This is a genomic window from Ruegeria sp. AF5, from assembly GCF_056541905.1.
Genome location: NZ_JBQFYZ010000028.1, coordinates 1 through 21,355, shown reverse-complemented (window position 1 = coordinate 21,355; position 21,355 = coordinate 1). Strand labels below are relative to the sequence as shown.

The window sequence follows — 21,355 nt, the reverse complement described above, 5'->3', positions numbered from 1 at the left end:
CACTCGCGTCGTCAACCCGCGGCGAGTATCTGATCAACGGTACCATCGGCTTGTCGTATAATGGTAATGCAATTGGGCCAGACAGCCTGCCGGGCTGGCAGGCGCTTCAGGCCGAAGCCTCGGGCGGTGGCTACAAGGTGCTGTGGCAAAATGCGAACGGGTCATATGCTGAATGGACCACGGATGCCTCGGGGCAATACCAAGGCGGTGTTAGCATCGCCAATGTTGTGGATGTCGAAGCCTTCTACAGTCACGATATTGATGGAAATGGGACCATCGGTCCTGCTCAACCAAAACTGAGCGCTTTGTTGGCACCGGAAAACAATACCGTGACGGTGGCCGAGGAGTCCGGTGCCTCCGAATGGGACGAAGATGTCGACTATCTGGAATTCGTGCCAGACTTGCCCACCTTCCAGAATGAGGAAGATATCTATGGATTGGTTGTCTCTTGCGTGAAAAACAACATTTACGGGCCTTCGACAACCATCCTGGAAGCTGTGTGGCAAGAAGCCACAGACAATGTGTCAGAAGAGGATGCCAACCTGACAATTGCATCCTTGCTGGAGGATGACAGCTTCTTTTGGTAATGTTGACCCCGCTCAGTAGGAGATGCTGATCGCGCTGCGATTGCCTCGGATACATTTCTGGTGCGAGAGAAGTGTATCTATGCCGAAGAAACGATTCAGTGATGTGCAAGTTGCCTTTGCGTTGTAACAAGCTCTGAGAGAGACGTGGGTCAACTGGTGTATGAAGATGCATTTTGGCCGACTGGCCTCAGGGAATCGTATTCAAGATCCAATTGGGGTCAGGTTTATGTGGACGGCTCAAGGCTGACTCTTCGGGGTTGAGATATTTGAATCCATTGGGGCGTATCGCACGTCAACAAACTTTCGTTTCACGTCACGTCAAAGGAGGTATGGCGACAGTTGGCCAACCTTCTGTTGATACAAGAATAAGGGACCTTTCCAAGGTCGCAGAGGAAAACCCCAGGCGCAGCGACCGCATATACATGGCTTGCAATTGGTTCGAAATCCGCCCGGAAATGCGCTGTGCTTTTGACGCAGATCACCGAATAACTCAGAGGGTTTAACCCGATATGTGTGAAATGTGCGCGATCCAGGCATTGGTTTCGTATGCTTGTGACGACAAGGTCGATCTCGGCGTCGTGTCCAACCAAGCGAAGCGCAGCTGTCTTGCCAAGCGTAGCTGTTCCGCCGCCATACATTTCACCGGTATAGCGGCATGTGCCATCACTTAAGGAAAGCACTTCAAACTCTGCCCTGAATGGAACATGTCCGGCCAGGTTCGACTTTGCGCCGATAGCCAAAATGATCCGTGCGCCCTCCCCTGCCGCATGGGCCTGAATGGCACTTTCCGGATCATGGAACAGACCCATCAGAACGTTTTTTACCCCGCCCTCAATCAAAGCGGCCAGCAGCCCCGTTGTATCTGACGTTCCGCCTGCGCCCGGATTGTCCTGAACATCGGCTAGAACGATGGGTTTTTCGCGCCTTTGACGACATGTGGAAACGGCCTCTTCCAAAGACAACATCTTACATTCAAGATTGGCCTCACGGGACAGGAACATGCTGACAATCTCTTTGGCAGCGGCAGCCGCTTTTTCAGCAGTCAAGGCATAAGCAAGGCAGGATGGTCCGGTGTCAGGATAATCCGCCGCCGTAAAACCAAGAGCGATCTCTGCCAGAATGCCTTGCTGTTCAAACCTGACAGGCAATTGATAGATATCACTGATCGGCGCAGAACCCGTGTGTTGCGCATGCAGGGGGATCAGGTAAGGCACCGGTTGGAACGTTTTGTATAGGGTTTCACCCGCCAGCAGGCGACGCAAGACTGGAACGCATCGTGCACCCGCTTCCGCCATATCCAAATGTGGGTAAGTGCGAAAAATCGACAGGTAGTCTGAGTGTTTGACCATTTCGGTGGAAATGTTGGCATGAAGGTCCAAACTTGCGACCACTGGAACGTCTGGACCCACAGTTTCACGAACGCGACGCAAAAGCTCTCCTTCACCGTCAGCAAGGCTTTCGGAGACCATAGCTCCGTGCAGATCAAGATAGACACCGTCAATCTGGCCTGCGCCCCATATTCCGTCCAACAGCATCCCGCAGATCGTTTCGAATGCATGATCGGTGACATGGGCGGACGGTTCGGCAGAGCACCACAAAACGGGAATGACATCAAATCCCGTTGCCTGTGCCGCGGCGGTGAAACCCGCGATCGGAAGGTTCATGCCCCCGGTTTCCAGAAGAACCTGTGAACCATGCAGCATTCCCGGCCAGGAATCCGCCATCTCAAACTCAGGCATCCCAGCTTTCGTTACACCGAAACAGTTGGTTTCATGTTGGAACCCCGCGATCACAATACGCTTGGTCGCCATTATGCGTGCTCAAACTCTTGTTCAGTACACACAGCGGAAAAAACCCTTTCGCCATAGCGGATGGTTTCAAGCACGACAGTGTCTGACAGGCGGTCCGGGTCGTGCAGTGGATTGCGCGAAAGAACAACAAAATCTGCAATTTTACCCGGTTCTATGGATCCGCGTTGATCTTCCTTGAACACCTGCCAAGCGGCTTCGATGGTTTGGGCCCGCAGGGCTGAAATAACGCTGATCTTCTGATCCTCGCCAAGCACACGGCCAGAAGCGGATTTTCGGTTCACCGCGCAATGGGCAAGATGGATTGGACGCGTCGGTGTGACCGAGGCGTCGTTGTGGATCGTGTATCGCACGCCATACCGTTCGGCTGACGCCGCCGGCGATATCCGTTCGGCTCGCTCGGGTCCCAGGAAAGTATCGTAATGACGATCCCCCCAAAAGAAGACATGGGCGGGAAAGAAGCTGACGGTCAGACCAAGCCGGGCCATACGCTCCAATTGGTCATCCCTCAGAACCTGGCCATGGATAATGGTATGTCGATGATCCTGGCGCGGGTGTGCAACAAGCGCCTTTTCCACCGCATCTATGAACATCTCGGCACCGGCATCGCCATTGCAGTGGCAGTGAATCTGCAAGCCCTGACTGTGGAGCTTTTCTACATCCGCAACCAGCTGCTCTTGCGAGGTATAGGTCATTCCACAAGGATTATCAGGGCTGGCAGGTTTGAAATATGGAGCAGACAAATACGCGGTCTGTAACTGAAAGGCCCCGTCCGTAAATAGTTTGCGCGGACCCAGCGAAAAATGCGGGTTGCCCGGCCAGCTCGTTCCAATCCAACGCGAAGATAACTCTGGCTCCAGATCTCCGACGGGCAAAAGCTCGATGTCAATTCCCGGATCCTGATCCGCAGGCAGGCTGGCGAAGTGGTCCAGCATGGGCTGCGATGCCCAGGCATTTTGGGCATAGGTCACACCATGGGCCAGGTATTCGCTGCGGCAGGCGTCAAAACCCCGCCAAAACCGGTCGCGGTCAATCAGGAAATCAGTATCGCCCATTTCACCCATGGCCGACAGCCCTTCCATCAATCCGGTCAGTGCTCCGGTTTCCGGATCGCGGCCATAACGGCCCCCCTCTGGATCAGGAGTTTCACGAGTTATCCCGCGTCTTTCCAGCGCGAGAGAATTTGCCACGCCATTATGACCCGACGCGTGAATGACCCAGATTGGATGGCGTTGTGACACGCCGTCCAGTTCGGCCCGTGTGGGCATTCGACCTTCCAGAATGGACGTATTGTCAAAGGACACCCCCATGACCCATTCACCCTCGGGTGTTGCACTCGCCTTTTCGTGAAGCCTGTCCAACGCCTGTGACATGTCTCTGCAATCCCCTAAAGGCGGCGAAGACAGATCGACACGGAACAGCTTAACAAAGCCGGGATCGGGAAAGTGCCCGTGTGGGTCGATAAAGGCGGGCATCAGGGTACGACCCTTCAGATCATGCTCGTGCGCATCCGAAGGCATGCGGGCGCGCAACTCAGCCTCGGCCCCCACTGCCTGAATTCTGTTGCCGTCAGTCAGCACCGCCTCTGGTGAAGAGTTCTGCGCATCCATAGTCAGGATGGTGCCGTTGAAGTAGAGTGTGCTTGGCATTGGATTTCCTAGTTACGACAGCGGGGCCAGACAACGCAGCCCATGGCCGCCCTTTACTTCCCATTCCGGGGTTTGGGTGCAAATGTCTCTGGCAAAGGGGCAACGCTCGCGAAACTCACAGCCAGATGGCCGCTTCAGCAGGCTGGGAGGCTCCCCTTTGAGGGCGATCCGTTCCAATCGCGCATCCGGGTCCGGCTCGGGGTTGGCGCTCAGAAGGCAGCGGGTGTAGGGATGGCGCGGGTTGTTGAAGATCGTTTCGGTTGTGCCCTCCTCGACCAAACGGCCCAGATACATGATGCCCATTCTGTCGGCCACGTGACGCACGACGCTGAGGTTGTGCGTGATGATGACCATCGCCAGCCCCAGCCTTTCGCGCAGTTCGTTGAGCAGGTTCAGCAACTCACCCTGAACCGAGACATCAAGACCGGCAGTCGGCTCATCCGCAAGGATCAGCTTGGGTTCCAGCGCCAGGGCGCGCGCGACGCCCACGCGCCGGGCCTGACCTCCTGACAGCTGATAGGGATAGCGATCGGCAAAATGCGCGGGCAGGTTCACCATTTCCAATAAGCGCTTGGCCTCGGCATCCAGATCGCGATCTTTCATACCCTGAATGCGATAGGGTTCGGTGATCAGGCTGCGGATTGTCAGGCGGGGCGACAGGCTACCGACCGGGTCCTGAAACATCATCGCCATGTCTTTACGCAGCGGGCGCATGACGCTTTCCGGCGCGCCCCGAATTTCCCGACCTTCGAATGTGACCGAACCGTCCTGTGCAGGCGCAAGACCCGCAATCGCGCGGATTACCGTCGTCTTACCCGATCCGCTTTCACCAACCAGAGCGTAAGTTTCGCCAGGTTCTACGGTAAAGCTGACACCCGCCAGAACATTGACCGGTCCATAACTGGTTTTAAGATCCACGACATTCAGCGAGCTCATGTTGCGACCTCCTCGTGGTTCAGCCAGCATGCGGCGTGGTGGCCTTCTTTCAGCTGATCCAGTGGCGGCACATCGGTCGCGCAGCGCGCCATGGCCTGATCGCAACGGTCCCGAAAGATGCACCCCCCGGGCAGGTTGGCCAGATCAGGCACTTCACCGGGGATGGTGGGCAAAACGCGGGCGCGTTCTTTGATGTGGCCGGGATCACATTCGATCAGACGACGTGTATAGGGGTGTTTAGGGTTGTGGAAAATCTCACGCACATCGCCGCTTTCGACAACGGCTCCTGCATACATCACCACCACCCGGTCGCAGAGTTCCGCGATCACGCCCAGATGGTGCGAAATAAACAGAATGGCACAATGAAACTCGCGCTGTAATTCTTGTAGGCGCTCGATGATCTGTACCTCAAGAGTGGCGTCCAATGCAGTGGTTGGCTCATCCGCGATCAAGAGGTCCGGCTCGGACATCAACGCCATTGCTATGGCGATCCGCTGGCGCATCCCACCTGAGAACTCATGCGGATACTGCTTCAGGCGCGCTTCGGGATCGGGGATGCCGACAGCACCCAGCATCTTGGCTGCGTGGGTCAATTTATCCGCCTTTGACTGCTTTGAGCGATGCTGAATGTCCAGCATCTGCTGCCCGATGGTCAGAACCGGATTGTGCGTTTGCATCGGATCCTGGAAGACAATGGATATGTCTGCACCGCGCAGGTCGCGCATCTGACGCTCGGAAGCCTTCAACAGGTCCTGCCCTTTGAAACGAACCTCACCTTGACGGAACCGCGTATTGGGGGCGGTCAGGCGCAGGATGGATGAGATCAGGGTGGATTTGCCGCATCCGGATTCCCCGACAATACCAACAATTTCACCCTTGTTGACGTTGAATGTGATGTTCCTCAGGGCCTTAAGGTCGCCACGGCCCGTTTCGTAGTCAACACTCAGGCGGTCGATTTCCAGCAGTGTATCGGTCATCGCTGTTTCCTCAATTTCGGGTCGACCACATCACGTAGGCTTTCGCCCAGGAAAGTGAATCCAAGTGTTGCCAGAATGATCGGCAGGCCCCCGCCCACCACCAGCCACGGTGTTTGGCGGATCAGGGAATAGCCATCCTTGAGCAAGGCTCCCCAACTGGGTGTCGGGGGTTTCACACCCAACCCCAAAAATGACAGCCCGGCCTCCAGCGCGATGACGGTGGGTATATCCATGGCTGCCAAGACAGCCAGAACCCCGATGATATTGGGTAGCATGTGCACACCCAGAATACGCGTCATGCTGGCCCCCATTGATCGCTCTGCCAGAATGAATTCGGAATTGCGAAGCGTCAGGGTCTGGGTTCGCGCCACGCGCCCATATGTCGGGATCGAGGTCGCCATGACCACGAATACAACTGTCTGCAAGCTGGGCCCGACAAGGGCCACAACAGCCAGTGCAAACATCACCGTCGGAAAGGACCGGATGGTATCGAAAAACAGCATCAGCAGGTTGTCGAGCCATTTCGGCCCGTACCCGGCTATCATGCCCAAAGTCAGGCCAATCGCCATCGCGCCGAAAACAGCTGGCAGCGCCACTTTAAGCGCAACCTGCCCCCCAGCAATCACCCGCGAAAACGTATCGCGACCCAGCTGATCCGTGCCCAACAGATGCGCCGCGGACGGCCCTTGCAGGCGGGATTTGATATCCATGGCAATGGGATCGTAAGGCACAATCCAGGCAGCAAATATCGCGCAGAACACGATGGTCCCAACGATTATCAAACCCATTAACCCAAGCGGGTCGCGGGCAACCCCGACTATGATCTGGCCAAGTTCGGAACGAGATTTTACCATCACTCCGCCTCCTTAATGAGCCGTGCGTGCGCGTGGATCGAGTAGCGCGTTGATCAGATCGGCCAAGGCGGTCGACACAACGAACAGTGCCGTTGATACAAGGACCGAACCCATCACAATCGGATAGTTTCGGGTCGTGATGCTGTCGATGACCAGCTTACCCAAGCCTGGTCGGGCAAAAACGATTTCGGCAAAAACGGCTGAGCTGAGCAGAAAGCCCATCCCGACCCCGATCACGGTGACCACGGGTAGAATTGCGATACGCAATGCGTAAACCATGACCACGCGACGTTCCGCGATACCAAAGGCCCGGGCGGTACGCACATGGCTTTCACCCATGACCTCGAGCATCGACGCCCGTACCAGCCGTGCGATATATCCTACCCAGCTGAGCCCTATGGCGAATGCAGGCAAAACCAGATGGTCAAGGCGGTCCCAGAACCCCTCTCCTGCCCCAATGGCGGGAAACCACTGCAAATTAACGGCGAAAACCAACAAAGCCAAAAGCGCAACAACAAAGGCCGGAGCGGCAACAAAACTGACGGAAATTGCGGCGGCGATCCGGTCGATCATCGTGTTTGGATGCGCAGCCGCATAAGCGCCAAGTGCGATACCAAGACTTGCGGACCACAGGATTGATGCAAAAATCAGCTCCAGAGTGAACGGCAATTGCTGAAACACAATCTCAGTCACAGACCGACCCGAGAAGACATCGGTGCCAAGGTCACCCTGCAAAAGGTTCGAGTAAAAGATCAGCAGCTGTTTCCAGATCGGTTGATCAAGACCAAGTGCGGCGGTGAGTTGGGCCTGAAGCTCGGGTGTGGCGCGCGGACCCAGCATGATCTGGACCGGATCGCCTGGTACAGCGCGGATCATCAGGAACATGACGGTGACCGCCACGAAAAGGATGAGCAGCGACAGCCCGAAGCGACGGGTTGCGAAGTTCAGCATGGCCAACTGGCTCCTTGTGGCTGGATGGCGTTGGTTATGGAGCGGCGAGTGTCAGCGCCCGCCGCTCCCTGTCGACCTGGGGAGGTCAGGTCGACTTGCCAAAGTAACGCAGCAGCGACAGCCCATCCGGGCGCAATGCAGGAATGACACCTGCGCTGTGAATGACCGGTGTTGCCTCGTGTGTGATGAAGCGATAGGCACCGCTTTCTTCCATCAAGTCCTGCGCACGCTGGTACATTTCAGCCCGCTTTGCGATATCTGTTTCCCCAGCCGCAGCTTCGTGGATTTCGTTGAACTCTGCGCTGTTAAAGCGTTCCCAATTCCACTTGCCAATTTGCTCGGGCGTAAACCACGACGTCGCATAATACGGGTCCGGCGTCATCGAATAGCGGTTCAGAACAAGTTGCAGGTTTTCGTTGTCGCCAGACGCCCAGAACGCACCGGATTCCAGAACATTCACCTCAACTGTGATACCGATTTGCGCCAGCGTCGCCTGAATGATCTGTGCAGTTGTCGTGAACGTTGTCTTGTTTAGCGTGTCGAGGGTCAGAGTGACGTTGGTTTCACCCGATTCCGCAAGCAGTTGCGCCGCTTTTTCGAAATTTGCCTCAGGTGGCACCAGCGAAGACGGCCGATGCCCTGCCAGACCCGGAGCAATGATCCCGGTTGCCGGCTCGGCTGCACCAAAATAGGCAGCCTCCAGAATGCTGGGGACATCTATGGCATGTTGAATCGCCTGCCGCAGCTTCTGATTTTGCAGCTTTGGATGTTCAACATTCATTCCCATCCAGACATAGTAAAGCGAGGGTTTCTCAACCAGCGATCCCCCATTGGGAACACCAGCGCGATAACGTTCGACTGAACCCAGCGACACGCGAGTTACGTCCAGTTCGCCCGCTTCAAACGCGATCTCGGCGGTGTTTTCGTCGTCGATCGGATAGATCTCGATTGTGTCCCAGGTCGGAGCATCGCCCTTCCAGTCAGGGTTGCGCTTAAGAACCGTTTTTTCCTTGGGCGACCAGCTGTCCCGCAGATATGGGCCGGACTCTGCCACCGGATCAGCACCGATCCGGCCACCGGCTGCTTCGACCGCTGCTTTCGAAACAATGTTTCCGGTGATGTAAGGCAGGGCAATGGACCAAATCGGTGCGAAGGGTTTGTTCAACACAATCGTCCCTTCGCGTTCACCGGTCACTTCAACATGGCTGAACGGTCCCAGGTCGGGTTTGTTTGGGCTGTCGGTCGCGTCATCCACGATCCGTTCCATGCTGAACTTGACGTCCTCGGCGGTCATGGCGCCAAAGCCGTTGGTGAAGCCGATATCGTCACGCAATGCAAACTTGATATGGGTGGGGTCAACCTGCTCGATCATCGTTGCCGCGTCGAGCTGCCAGCCCCATTCCTCGCCTGGCTTATACTGGATCAGCTTGTTGTAGATCGAGGCATGTACCTCTTCTTCCACGACACCAACCGAGTGGGCCGGATCCATATTCTGTGCATCGCCATAGGCCCGTACCCGCAGAACACCGTCGTCTGCTGCAAATACGCGATTTGCCCACCCCATCGGAAGCGCCGAGGTCGCTCCAAGCGCGGTTGCGCCTTTCAGGAACCCGCGACGACCAACATTGGCCTTTGTCCATTCTATCTTCATAGTATCCTCCCTAGGATTAAGTCAGAGAAATCCGCGTGGAATGGTTTCCGACCATTCCTTTGTCAGGACTTCGGTTTCATCGGCACCTTCGGTGGCGCGAAGTTTGCGGTAGAGGTAGAAATTCTGCATGTCGCAACTCATGCGGCACTCGGTCGAGATGGCGACCTGCCACTCCGCCCGTTCGAATGTGAATTTCCAGGCCGTCTCAAACCGGGCAGTGGCCGGGTCATCCGGGTGAATGCCGTAATGCATGCGCACATCACTGCCGACAATCAGGCCGTGATAGGGATCGCGTGATTTACCATAGTCGTCAAACGTCTCAAGCACGATCCGGCCGTCTTCTGTTTCTTTACGTTCGGAATGCGACGCAGGTGTCCGCAATTGATCGGCTGAAAGAACCGGAAACTTCGGCGCCGGACCGGGTTCGGAAGCTTGGATTTCACGCGATACTTCGCGCACCGGCAAATGCAGGGCGCAATCCTGCAAATGCAATGTTACCTGTGCCTGGTTTGGCGATGGCCAGATGATCGGCCAGTAGGACGTCGACAGGGCCAGCCGCAACACATGACCCTCACGCAGTCGATGCGCACATTCGTTTAGGGCAATCTCGGCCTCATATTCCTCGCCGGGTTGTAAGAATTCAGGTGTCTCGTGATCGCGGAAATGGCATAAGTTCAACGACCGGTAGCTGATGCGCTGTGAAATACCCTCGGGTGATACATCGCATAGGCGCGCAATAATCTGAGCGACAGGCTTGTCTACTGAAAACCGAAACTTCAGTCTTGCGCGCCCCAACAATTCCAGCGGCGCCCGCAATGGCGCGCTGTCAAAGCACAGCGACAATGCATCGTCGCTTGCCTGGTCGTCGGGCAGCTCGTTATCGATCCGCATACCTGCACAAAAATACCCGCTTTGCATGCCCAAATGGCAGGGCGACGAAATGGCTGCGGAACCTTGGGCTGGACTAGGGGAAAATTCGCCCGGTGCCAGATGCCAGATCTGTTCATGTACGTGCGGCGATGGCCAGCGACCTTCAGCTATCCAGCGACCTTGCCGAGGGCTGTTTTTCGGTGTCGGGTTGAAATGCTCCTGCATGTATGTCCGGTACGCAGGCAAATCTTCTGCGCCGTTTTCCTGTTCTTTCAACCAGCGATCAAACCAGCCGATGACTTCGGAATGGAAATCCGCAGGATCAATTTTCGAGATATGCGCGTATCGATGTTCCCATGGCCCGATGACGGCCTTGGTGGGCGATGTCAGGTTGGCTGTCAAAGCAGGCGGGGCATTTACATACGCATCTGCCCAGCCGGTTATGGCCAAAACCGGGGTTTGGATAGCAGACCAGTCTTCGCAAACCGAGCCGTGCTTCCAGTATGTGTCCCGTGTCTGATGACGCAGCCAATCGGCGGCTGAAAATGGAACGTTTTGCAGCCGCATCAGCCAATCCTCTCGCCAGTCTGCGCGTAAGGCCGGATCTGCGGGCCTGGTCAGATAAGCGAACATCTGACTACCCCAGTTCATGTTGTCGCTCAGCAGGCAACCACCCATGAAATGGATGTCATCTGCATAGCGATCCACGGTCGAGGCGACGCTGACGACGGCCTTCAACGCAGGCGGTTGCCGGAAAGCCAGTTGCAAACCATTAAACCCACCCCAAGATATTCCGATCATCCCAACGTGACCGTCGCACCAATCCTGCGCTGCGATCCATGCGATGACTTCTTCACCATCACTCAGTTCCTGTTCCGAGTATTCATCGTCGAATTGCCCTTCGCTGTCGCCCGTACCCGCTATATCGACCCGAACGCAGGCATAGTCAGCCTCGGCAAATACCTTATGTGTTGTTTCATCCCTGGGCGCTGTGCCGTCGCGTTTGCGGTAAGGCAGGTATTCCAGAATGGCCGGAGCTGGACCGGTTTCGGGTAACCAGAGTCGAGCAGCAAGCCTCCGCCCGTCGGAGAGTGTGATCCATGTGTTTTCGACGGTTTTAACTGGCATCCGAGAGCTTGTTTTTTGCGAGCTGATGCCGAAGAAGAAAACAATTTGCAGAAAAAACAAATTGTGCAATCTTATGCGAAGTGATGCTATTTGCAGCGAAATAGCGTCAAATAGCGAAGGGTTTTTCCATGTCCCAGTATTTTCCTGCCAACCTGAAGTCGCTATGCGCAGAACACGGCAATATTTCAAAGATTTGTCGGGATATTGGCGTCAACCGGCAGCAATTCAATCGGTATCTGAATGGCTCCAGCCTGCCTTCGGCCCACAACATGCGTCGGATCGCGCGCCATTTCGGCCTGACAGAAGCCGAACTGTTCGCTGAAACTGCTTACTTTGAGCAAATGCTAAAGGACGTCTTACCACCATCCGGAAAAACGCCCGCAGACGCGTTTCTGGATCCTTTTCGGGGCCAACACAAAAACCTCAGGCGCTATGTTGGTTTCTATCACTCGTTTTTCTGCACGCCTTCCTGGGAAGGGAAGATATTTTGTTCGTTAATCCGTATTCAGGAAGTTGATGGGCTTTTCACAATCCGGTCCCGCGAAATTGCCACATCACAAGACAAAAGCATGCACCAGATTTCCCGTTACGTTGGTTTGGTGACAATGCGGGGAAACAGGATATTTATAACCGAACATGAGTTGATGCGCGAAGGCAGCGTTGCCAATACCATCTTATATTCAGCGCACCGCCAGCAACTAAAGTATCTGCGGGGAATGACGATGGGTGTTGCTTGGCGCCCTTACCCGCATCCCTACGCCGCCAAAACAATCTGGAAGCGCCTGCACGAGCGGGTAACCGCGCGTGAGGCCATTGCCGCCTGTGGTATCTACTCAACCCATAGTACCAAGATTGATCCAACTGTCAGGAAACACCTTACCGAGGAGTGAAGTGTCGGAAGGATGTATGTGACGCTCTGTTTTTTCTGGATCACACCCGGCATATCAATTTGGCTTTGCTATTCTGCTTACGCGTGTCCTTTTGGTGGTGCGCGGGTGTAAAGGTACTAGGGACGTTACCGTTTTTTGTACCGTAGCCCATAGATAGTGACCCAACAGTTCATAGTGACACGATCAACTCGAGCTTTTTGCTCCGATAGTCACTGTCTGGTCCAATCAAACCGGACACGTGTTCATCAGAATGATCGCTTTTCTCGTATTACTCGTCCAGATATGCGAAAGCCGATATCCTTGTTCCTTGCCGTCGCGGTCTAAAGCAATTTCTGCACCGAAGATCAGACTGAATCCGCGTGCGTTTCCAATAACGGCACGTTTCTGAGCCAGCGCTTCCATTCATTTGCGAGCATGCAATCCCACATTTTTCGCGCTCTCCAGCAATTGCTGTCTTTGATCTCTTCCAATACCGCCATCGCTGCAGCACAGAAAACGGGGTTGCTATTAAACGTATTGAAATAGCGATAGCACTTAAGAAAAGTAACAAAGAATTCTGCTCGTGTAACAACACCACCCACCGGATGGCCGTTCGTCTTTGGTTTCCCCAGTGTCACGATACCTGGCAGGATACTCCTTCACCCCTAACAAAATGGACCGGGTCGCCTTAGAGGGATAATACATTGGGTCCAAGCAGCTTTGTCTTGTCGGCAATAAGCTGACCTTTTTCCTGTAATGGTATGCAACTTTCGCAGGTATCCCTCGAGGCGGCGCCACGGCGTCCGAAGGTTAAATGCATTTGTTGGAATGACGAAGGTCAGCGATTTTTGCTGATTACACCCTGCTCGACCCAGGCATCAAATTGCACGAGGACCGCTTCGCTGAACGTGTGGTCGTTGATATGAGCGTCAAGTTCTGTCATCGGCACACGACCCGGTATAACCATGCGTGCCTCATCCACCATATCTGCCAGTGCATCAGGGTCATGCGCCGCCTCGCCTTCTTTGTCCCATGCTTCAACCCCCTGAACAGGCAGGAAAAAGTGGACAGGTCCCGTTGCGGCCTCCATTCGGTTGGCCAGTTCACGGATCCAAGCGCGGCGTTCATCCCCATTGAAGACGGAACTCTTGATCAGTCGGTTATGCACGTGAAACGGACGATCTGAATATTGGTCGGGGATGTCCTGCCAGCCCGCGAAATCCAACAGGTCCAACGCTCCGGGCGCGATCATCTGCGGTGTGCCTACGCGACCTGCACTGGTTACACGCTCCTCGCCGCTGGACACGACAGAGCCCGCCATAAAATTTCCGAATTCCTGCATACAGAAATCCATCACGCAGGCAAATGCGCCCTCGCCAGCCAGCTTTTCAAATGCCATGCCACCCATGCCGGTAGAGTGGAAAACCGCCACCTCAAAACCGCGTTCCTCCAACGCCGGTTTCAACGTCTTCATGTAGCGCAGACAAGACGAGCCAAGACTGGTCATTCCAATCAATGGCTTGCTGCGGTCAGGTGCAATAGCGGCCTTGGTCGCGCCAACAACTGCCCCGGCTGCCTGGCTGAGTGAAGACTGGCAAATCGAGTTCATACCATAGAGCCCGCCGGCCCACAGGATCATCTGAATATCCGGCGCCAGACGATGCGGAGGGATCAGAGGAGAAAAGCTGACCGTAGACACAATGTATTTTGGCACACCCATCGGCAGCGCTTGTGCACAGTCCAGCGCCAGATCGGTGCCCATGGTACCGCCGGTGGCCAGCATCCCGTCAAAGCGGCCATCGGCATAGGCCTGGGCAACCACTTTTGCGGCACCCGCGGACATTACCCGAAAAGCTTTATTTTCATCCCCCTGTGCGATGACTTCATCAATGGTCATGCCACCGGCAGAAGCGACGTCGTGCTTTGAGATGTCTGTTGGCGTCTTGGGATCACCCAGCACTGAGACATCCATTGTCAGTACATCAGCGCCCTGTGCGCGAATTGCGTTTTCAATGAAACGCATCTCGGCTTCTTTCGTGTCATAGGTGCCGATCAGCAGGATCGTTTTCATAGTCATAAGCTCCTCCTTCGTTCCGCCGCCATTCAGAGCTTGATCCAGGCCGTTTTCAGGTCGAAGTATTTCTCAAGCGCGTGCAAAGACTTGTCGTGCCCATTGCCGGACTGGCGCACTCCTCCAAGCGGTACGGTCAGATCAGCACCGCCATAGGTGTTCACATGCACGACGCCTGTGCGGATACCAGCCACCATACGGTGGGCGCGGCCAAGGTTAGATGTCCAGACACCGCCAGCCAGGCCATACACGGTGGCGTTCGCCAACCGGATCGCGTCTTCTTCGTTTTTGAAGGGGGTCACCGCCAGAACGGGGCCAAAGACTTCGTTCTGAAACAAGTGGTCCGTCTCTTTTACACCGGCCATTACGGTCGGAGACATATAATAGCCGCCACTCTCCATCAGGATGCGATTACCACCGGTGCGCCGCTCTGCTCCTTCCGCCTCGGCTTTGGCAACAAAATCCAGATTGGCCTCAAGTTCCGGCAGGCTGTGAACGGCACCAATCTGGCTGTTCAGGTCCAGCGGATCGCCGACGCGAAAGTTTTCAGCATGGCGCGAGACCTCGGCCACGAAATCCTGGTAGATATCTTCCTGAACAAGAAGGCGAGAGCCAGCAACGCAGACTTGACCGGAGTTGCGGAAGATACCTGCCGCGGACACTTTGGCGGCCTCGGCCAGATCCGGGGCGTCGTTGAAGACGATGTTGGCGGACTTGCCGCCCAACTCAAGGTAGCAGCGCTTCAGATTGGAACGAGCTGAATACTCCAGCAACCGACGACCCGTCGCACCTGACCCAGTGAACACCATAATGTCCACATCCATCGACAGTGCCAGTGCCTCGCCCACAACCGAGCCGCGCCCTGTCACGACGTTGAACACGCCATCCGGAACCCCGGCTTCAGCAGCCAGTTCAGCAATCTTCAAAAGGCTGAGCGAAGCGCTTTCTGCGGGTTTCAATACTACGGAATTGCCTGCCGCAAGGGCCGGAGCAATTTTCCAGCTGCCGATCATCAGCGGAAAATTCCACGGTACGATTGCACCCACCACGCCGACCGGGGCATGGTGTACCAGGCCAAGAATATCGTGACTGGTTGGCGCGATCTGGCCATAAATCTTGTCGATTGCTTCGGCATAGTACCGAAATGTCGCCGCCGCCGAAAGCGCCTCGGCTTTATAGGCCATGCTGATCTCGGTGCCGTTGTCGCGCACCCCCAGAACAGAGATGTCCAGCGCACGCTCTTCGATCAGATCCGCCAGCTTCAGCAACACTTTCTTGCGTCCTGACGGTGCCATTTCGGACCATCGCCCATCCTCGAAAGCAACCCGAGCGGCCAGGACGGCAGCTTCAATGTCCGCCGCGCTGCCATCGGCGATCCTAGTCAGAGGTCGGCCGTCGATGGGGGACAACACTTCAACCTGTGCACCCGTTTCACCGCCAGTGAAATTGCCGTTAATGAAATGGCCGCGCGGGGCGACTTGCTGCATTCGCAGCGCGTCGATTAGGGACTGATCCATGGATATTCTCAACCTTGTTGATTTGGGTGATCTGCATCGACGGGTTCGGCGTTTGGTTCTGGTCGCAGCTTATTTCTGAACTCGAAGTACAGAGCCCGAAAGTGCAGAATGAGGATCAGAACAATCATACCGAACAAGATGGCGGCAATCGGTCTATCAACAAAATCCAGCGGTGAATTAACCCGAGCCATGGCGCTGCGGAGCTTGACCTCCATAATGCCGCCCAAAACCATGCCGAGGATGATCGGAACGATCGGCAAGTCCAGCCGTTTGAGGATCAGACCGAACACTCCAAATGCCGCGGCCAATGCACAGTCGGTGATCGAGTTGCGCAGGCTGTATACGCCGACAAACGCCAGGATCAGGATCATGATGCCCAGAAAACGAGTTGGAATCTGAATGATCTTGAGCAGCAAGTTGGTCGAGAACAGCAAAAACACCAGAACGATCACGTTCAGCAGGATCAACGCCATATAGAGGGCCATGACGAAATCCATCTGGTTTTCGAACAGCTGCGGCCCGGGTATCACATTGTGCACGTAAAAGACTGACAACATCATTGCCGTCAGTGCCTCGCCAGGAATACCCAACGCCAGCAGCGGGATCATCGCCGCTCCGGGCACAGCATTGTTTGCGGATTCAGAAGCCACAAGCCCCTCGGGCGAACCATCACCAAAGGCTTCTGGATTTTTGGAGGTTTTTTGAGCGTATGTGTAAGACAGGAACTGCGAGGTGAACTCGCCGGTGCCCGGCACCATGCCCATGAACACGCCGATGCTGGATGACACGGTTGCAATACGCTTGAGGCCAAGCAGCTCTATTAATCCCGCAAAGATGCTTCCGCCAACATGTGCTTCACCCGGTGCATGGTTTTTTTCCAGCAACAGAAGCAATGCCTGACTGATTGCGAACAGTCCCAGCACAACAACAATCAGGTCTACCCCTGACGCCAGCCAGCTTTGCTCGAACGTGAAACGGCGGGTGTATTTGACCGGCTCCAGCCCGACAGTGTTCAAGAACAGACCAAATGCCGCCAGCATGCCCGCTGCAAAGATCTGGCCGCGATGAGCGAGAATTACCAATATGATGCCAAGCAACGCGGCTAGGAAAATCTCACGGCTGCCAAAATGCGGGGCAACGAGTGCTAGGACGGGAGACAAGAGCATAAGGCAAATTATCGAAAAGATGCCTCCAAAAAATGACGCCGAATAGGCCAGTGACAACGCCCGATGACCCTGGCCGCGCTTCGTCATTGGATAGCCGTCATAGGTGGTCAAGGCATTGACTGCAGTGCCCGGTGTATTGATCAGGACGGCAGGGATTGCACCGCCATACATCGAGGACCCATAGATGCCTAGCAGCAGGGTCAGGCCAACGATGGGTTCAAACGCGAAAGTGGCGGGTAACAGAATGGCAATTGCCACCGGCGCTCCCACCCCTGGCAGAGCGCCAATAATCACGCCTCCGATTGACCCGATTAAAAGCGCAACGATTACCGGCCACTGCGCAAGTATCGAAAAACCTGATAATAGAGCATCCATCAGCGAAACCTCAAAGATACGTCAGCGCAAACGCGCGAACCGTGTCGGGTAAATACTCATAGAGAGCGCCGGCCGGGATTTTCACCTGCAAGAAAGCCCTGAAGATGACCGTGACACAAACGCCGAACAATGCGGCACAACCGATACCCTTAGCATCGCGAAACCCGTTGCGAATTGCCAAAAACACGGCAAATATTACCGTCGCGGGAAGATACCCAAGCAAGGGAACAGCTTTTACGTAAACGAGGAAGTAGAAAACATATTCAAACGACCTCAACCAGAATGCCACTTCGGTCCACCGTCCGTGACGCCGCTGTGACATTGCTGAACTGAGCCAGTGCAGAAATCCGAAAATCACCATGGCCCAGAGGGCTATCATTGGCCAAAGACTGGGTTGCGCAAACCACTTGGTTCGCTTGACGATTTGTGTCTGCTCGTCCAGCTGCATTAACAAAAAGACAGCAAACGCAAGGAACACGAACGCAAAAACTACATCGCCAGGACGGCGATATCGTTTGAACATGTCCTGTAAGGTTTTCGCGATCATCTCTACCTCCCCACCGATTAAAATAGGCCCGGCAGTTTGAATCCTGCCGGGCCAATCTTGAGTTATTCGCCCAGAATCTCTTCGATTTTGGCGAAAGAGGCTTTGTCTTTTTCAATCTGCGCGTTGGAGGCGTCCGGGTCCTGCCAGTAGATCAGTGCACCTGTTTCCTCGGCAAGCTGCTTGGCTTTGTCGGAGCTCAGAGCCTTTTGAGCGGCTGCCGCGATCTTCTCGCGCGCCTCTGCCGGGGTGTCTTTGTGAACGAACAGACCGTTCCATAGTGCCAAAGGCAGGTCAGGATTTAGCTCGACAACAGTCGGAGTGTCAGGGACCAGGGGAATCCGCTCACCGCCGATGCTGGCCAGAACATTCACCTGATCTAAGCAGGGTAGTATAAGTTGAAGTGTCGTGTTGATCACGTCCACGTCGCCTGAAGTCAGGGTGTTGCAGTCCAGAGCATCAAATGCGGCTTCACTGGCGAAATCAAACCCGCTGCTGACAGCAGCTGCGAATGTCACCTGGGTGGGGGGCAGGACAGAGCCGAAATGCCCCAGTGCAACATCGTTATCTTTGCCATGTTCCACCAACTCCTCCCAAGATGAGAAGGGTGCGTCTTTGCTGGACGCTATCACGAACGGATAGGTCAGGAAGATGCCAATTGGGTCAAATGGGTTGGGGTTCAGCTCTGGAATGCCAATCTCGGGGCCAATCACCGGCACGCCTATTACAAAAGAGCCGACCGTATAGCCATCGCTCGGAGCAGTGGCGACTTCGACAGCACCAGGGAACGGACCACCACCACCGCCAGGCTTGTTCACGACTGCTGCTGGTACGCCGTACATTTCCTGAAATTCATCTGCGATCAGACGTGTCAATACATCCTCCAGATCGCCCGGAGGCCACGGAACGACGAAGGATACAGGTTTCTCTGGATACTCAGCGAAAGCAGCTGATGCAGAGACCGCCATTACGGCAGCGGTAAGAATTTTCTTCATAGACTCCTCCCATTGATGGTTCAAATAATGAACCGATAAGTCATGTTTATTGTTGCGTTGTTAATTACATTGTGTCAAGTATTCTCTTAAGGAGGAGGAGTAACTTATGGGAACTGCTCTTAATGCTTTGAGATTGTTGGAGTTATTCTCCAACGCACGGCCCGAAATCGGGCTGACCCAGATGGCTCGGCTATCTGGTGTCAATAAGGCGACTGTTCTTCGGCATCTGCGTGAACTGGAAGAGTTCGGATTGATCGAGCAGAATCAGGGAACAAAATCCTTTATGATTGGCCCGGCGGCACTGCGTCTTGCCGCGTTACGCGAGATTGCAAATCCCGGCCTCAAAGCAGCGCGCCTCAAAATGCAGGCCGCGATGCAACAAGCAGGAGAAAGCCTGCACCTTTCTCTTCTGGAAAATGATGTTCTTCAAACGGCGCTAGTGGTCGAGACAACTCAGCACAGCGTTCGAGTTAGCCTAGACCCCACGGAAGTCCTTCCGCTCAACGCCACAGCCTCAGGGTTGTGCATGCTTTGTTTTGGCCCTCCTGCACTTTTGGAAGGCCTCAAAAATCGCGACTTGCCCCGTATTACTGCCTCTACGCTAACGAACCTTGAACTCATTCAAGAACGTCTCGTCGAAGTAAAGGAAACCGGTTGGTCCTATAGTAACGGAAGTTTCGAAACCGGTGTTCATGGCTTTGCAGCCCCGGTTTTCGGAATTGATCAACTGGCGCTTGGGACGGTTTCATTCGCGGTTCCTGAAATCAGAACCGCAGGCGACCGGCAGCCGCCCCTACTGAATACCCTGAAACAAGTTTCGCAAGAGCTTACGGCAATCTTTGGTGGCCAGGCTCCTGCAAACTTTCCAACTGAGTTTCGACCGAGTGTTCGGTCGGACGAAATTCCCGGAGAATTTTGAAATGAAGGATTCCAACTTCCTGAAGGAAAACAACGCCCGCTATTTTTGGCACCCGATGGCGCACCCTGCCGACAGCCAAAAGAACCTACCAACCATTTTGGTCGGCGGCGAAGGGGTTAGCATCATCGATGTGGACGGCCACAAGGCCATCGACGCCGTGGGAGGGTTGTGGAACGTCAATCTGGGTTATTCCTGCGAGCCAGTGAAGCAGGCGATTGCCGACCAGCTGAACGCTTTGCCCTATTATTCAACTTTCCGTGGCACCAGCAACGACAAGGCGATCGAATTGTCATACGAGCTGGCCCGGTTCTTCGAGCCAGATGGATTGACCCGCGCGTTCTTTACTTCGGGCGGCTCCGATTCGGTTGAAATCGCACTGAAATTGGCACGACAGTACCACAAGGTACGCGGCGAGGACGGGCGCACCAAATTCATAAGCTTGAAACAGGGGTACCACGGGACCCATTTCGCTGCAGCGTCGGTCAACGGCAACCAGAAGTTCCGTGCTGCCTACGAACCGATGATGCCTGGATGTTTCCACATCCCGGCACCATGGACTTATCGCAATCCCTTCGACGAGACCGATCCCGAGCGTTTGGCACAGCTTTGCGTCAAAGCATTGGAAGCTGAGATTGCGTTCCAGGGCGCAAATACTGTTGCAGCGTTCATCATGGAACCTGTTTTGGGTGCTGGTGGTGTAATTCCACCGCACGAGAGCTTCATGCCGTTGGTGCGCGAGGTCTGCTCGAAACACGGCGTTCTGTTGATCTCGGATGAAATTATCACAGCCTTTGGCCGCACCGGCAGCGAAAGCGGAGCCCGGCACTGGGGTGTGCAGCCTGACATTATGACGACGGCCAAGGCTATTACGAACGGGTATTTCCCATTCGGCGCTGCGATGATTTCCGGTCAAGTTGCCGAAGTGTTCGAACGCGACACCACTGGCAAAGCGTCCGTCGATCAGGGCTACACCTATTCCGGCCATCCGGTCGGAGCGGCAGCAGCCTTGGCAGCACTTGCGGAAATTAACCGCCTGCGGGTGTGGGAGAACGCCGCCGCTCGTGGGGATGAACTGTTTACCGGCCTGAAAAGGCTGGCCGACAAGTACGACGTGGTCGGCGACGTGCGCGGCGGTGAGGGCCTGATGTGTGCGCTGGAACTGGTCTCGGATCGCAGCACCAAAGCACCGATTGCCAAACATCTTCCGTTGCAGGTGCAGAAGGTTGCATATGATGACGGTGTCATGGTCCGGGTGTCGGGTAACAACATTATTCTGTCGCCACCACTGATCATCACGGCTGACGATGTGTCCAAGATCCTGTCGTCGCTGGATACCGGTTTGGCGAGCCTTTAAAATCTTCCCTGACCTCGCCGTTACAAGGCGGGGTCAGACTTTGACGGCTTGTAGTTCTTCGAGCAGGTCGAGGAGTTGGTTGAGTTTTTCTCGTCCCATTTGTTTTTCGATGCTTTGGTAGATCTGGAGAGAGG

At 55.1% G+C, this 21,355-nt stretch carries 18 protein-coding genes; 4 read left to right on the top strand and 14 right to left on the bottom strand.

Features of this window, described 5'->3' with window-relative positions; genetic code table 11:
• Window positions 1-587 (top strand): hypothetical protein (locus ACR0DS_RS19845; RefSeq protein WP_480616920.1); only part of this gene is annotated, 587 nt, incomplete at its 5' end.
• A gap of 308 nt (window positions 588-895) precedes the next feature.
• On the opposite strand, the gene ACR0DS_RS19840 is transcribed toward ACR0DS_RS19845, so the two are convergent.
• The 8 genes from ACR0DS_RS19840 to ACR0DS_RS19805 all read right to left on the bottom strand — a co-directional run bounded on the left by ACR0DS_RS19840 (window position 896) and on the right by ACR0DS_RS19805 (window position 11,411).
• A complete protein-coding gene (locus tag ACR0DS_RS19840; RefSeq protein WP_480484896.1) occupies window positions 896-2,398 on the bottom strand; it encodes a M81 family metallopeptidase in 1,503 nt (500 codons plus the stop codon).
• Window positions 2,398-4,044 (bottom strand): amidohydrolase, encoded by a 1,647-nt coding sequence (locus tag ACR0DS_RS19835; protein ID WP_480547590.1) that lies wholly within the window; start codon window positions 4,042-4,044, stop codon window positions 2,398-2,400. Before ACR0DS_RS19835 ends, ACR0DS_RS19840 begins: the two co-directional genes overlap by 1 nt.
• Window positions 4,045-4,056: 12 nt before the next feature.
• Window positions 4,057-4,980, bottom strand: a complete 924-nt coding sequence (locus ACR0DS_RS19830) for an oligopeptide/dipeptide ABC transporter ATP-binding protein (RefSeq protein ID WP_480616918.1) — start codon at window positions 4,978-4,980, stop codon at window positions 4,057-4,059.
• The gene (locus ACR0DS_RS19825; RefSeq protein WP_480484899.1) at window positions 4,977-5,957 is read right to left on the bottom strand and encodes an ABC transporter ATP-binding protein; all 981 of its coding nucleotides are present in this window, start codon (window positions 5,955-5,957) and stop codon (window positions 4,977-4,979) included. Before ACR0DS_RS19825 ends, ACR0DS_RS19830 begins: the two co-directional genes overlap by 4 nt.
• Entirely contained in the window at window positions 5,954-6,811 is an 858-nt protein-coding gene (locus ACR0DS_RS19820; protein ID WP_480484900.1) for an ABC transporter permease, read from the bottom strand. Before ACR0DS_RS19820 ends, ACR0DS_RS19825 begins: the two co-directional genes overlap by 4 nt.
• A 12-nt stretch (window positions 6,812-6,823) precedes the next feature.
• Window positions 6,824-7,762: an ABC transporter permease gene (locus ACR0DS_RS19815; RefSeq protein ID WP_480484901.1), complete on the bottom strand. Its 939-nt coding sequence runs from the start codon at window positions 7,760-7,762 to the stop codon at window positions 6,824-6,826.
• 85 nt (window positions 7,763-7,847) lie between these two features.
• The gene (locus tag ACR0DS_RS19810; protein WP_480616916.1) at window positions 7,848-9,413 is read right to left on the bottom strand and encodes an ABC transporter substrate-binding protein; all 1,566 of its coding nucleotides are present in this window, start codon (window positions 9,411-9,413) and stop codon (window positions 7,848-7,850) included.
• A gap of 21 nt (window positions 9,414-9,434) precedes the next feature.
• The gene (locus ACR0DS_RS19805) at window positions 9,435-11,411 is read right to left on the bottom strand and encodes a CocE/NonD family hydrolase (RefSeq protein WP_480616914.1); all 1,977 of its coding nucleotides are present in this window, start codon (window positions 11,409-11,411) and stop codon (window positions 9,435-9,437) included.
• A 128-nt stretch (window positions 11,412-11,539) separates the two neighbouring features.
• Here ACR0DS_RS19805 and ACR0DS_RS19800 point away from each other — a divergent pair, with 128 nt between their 5' ends.
• Window positions 11,540-12,301, top strand: coding sequence for a helix-turn-helix transcriptional regulator (locus ACR0DS_RS19800; RefSeq protein ID WP_480616912.1), 762 nt, complete (start codon window positions 11,540-11,542; stop codon window positions 12,299-12,301).
• A 225-nt stretch (window positions 12,302-12,526) separates the two neighbouring features.
• Here ACR0DS_RS19800 and ACR0DS_RS19795 read toward each other — a convergent pair whose 3' ends face one another.
• The 6 genes from ACR0DS_RS19795 to ACR0DS_RS19770 form a co-directional block, all read right to left on the bottom strand.
• Entirely contained in the window at window positions 12,527-12,703 is a 177-nt protein-coding gene (locus tag ACR0DS_RS19795) for a hypothetical protein (protein ID WP_480492834.1), read from the bottom strand.
• A gap of 415 nt (window positions 12,704-13,118) precedes the next feature.
• Complete coding sequence (locus tag ACR0DS_RS19790; protein ID WP_480616910.1) at window positions 13,119-14,357, bottom strand: Tm-1-like ATP-binding domain-containing protein; 1,239 nt, start codon at window positions 14,355-14,357, stop codon at window positions 13,119-13,121.
• A gap of 26 nt (window positions 14,358-14,383) precedes the next feature.
• On the bottom strand, window positions 14,384-15,868 hold the full coding sequence (locus ACR0DS_RS19785) for an aldehyde dehydrogenase (RefSeq protein ID WP_480616908.1): 1,485 nt from the start codon (window positions 15,866-15,868) through the stop codon (window positions 14,384-14,386).
• Between the two features lie 8 nt (window positions 15,869-15,876).
• Complete coding sequence (locus tag ACR0DS_RS19780) at window positions 15,877-17,409, bottom strand: tripartite tricarboxylate transporter permease (RefSeq protein WP_480489336.1); 1,533 nt, start codon at window positions 17,407-17,409, stop codon at window positions 15,877-15,879.
• A gap of 10 nt (window positions 17,410-17,419) precedes the next feature.
• Window positions 17,420-17,956 carry a tripartite tricarboxylate transporter TctB family protein gene (locus tag ACR0DS_RS19775; RefSeq protein ID WP_480616906.1) on the bottom strand — a complete coding sequence of 179 codons (537 nt, stop codon included), beginning with the start codon at window positions 17,954-17,956 and terminating at the stop codon, window positions 17,420-17,422.
• 62 nt (window positions 17,957-18,018) lie between these two features.
• Window positions 18,019-18,948: a tripartite tricarboxylate transporter substrate binding protein gene (locus ACR0DS_RS19770; RefSeq protein ID WP_480616904.1), complete on the bottom strand. Its 930-nt coding sequence runs from the start codon at window positions 18,946-18,948 to the stop codon at window positions 18,019-18,021.
• Between the two features lie 106 nt (window positions 18,949-19,054).
• Here ACR0DS_RS19770 and ACR0DS_RS19765 point away from each other — a divergent pair, with 106 nt between their 5' ends.
• Both ACR0DS_RS19765 and ACR0DS_RS19760 read left to right on the top strand, forming a co-directional pair.
• On the top strand, window positions 19,055-19,867 hold the full coding sequence (locus tag ACR0DS_RS19765; RefSeq protein WP_480484910.1) for an IclR family transcriptional regulator: 813 nt from the start codon (window positions 19,055-19,057) through the stop codon (window positions 19,865-19,867).
• Window position 19,868: 1 nt separating this feature from the next.
• A complete protein-coding gene (locus tag ACR0DS_RS19760; protein ID WP_480616902.1) occupies window positions 19,869-21,221 on the top strand; it encodes an aminotransferase class III-fold pyridoxal phosphate-dependent enzyme in 1,353 nt (450 codons plus the stop codon).
• The last annotated feature ends 134 nt before the right edge of the window (window positions 21,222-21,355 follow it).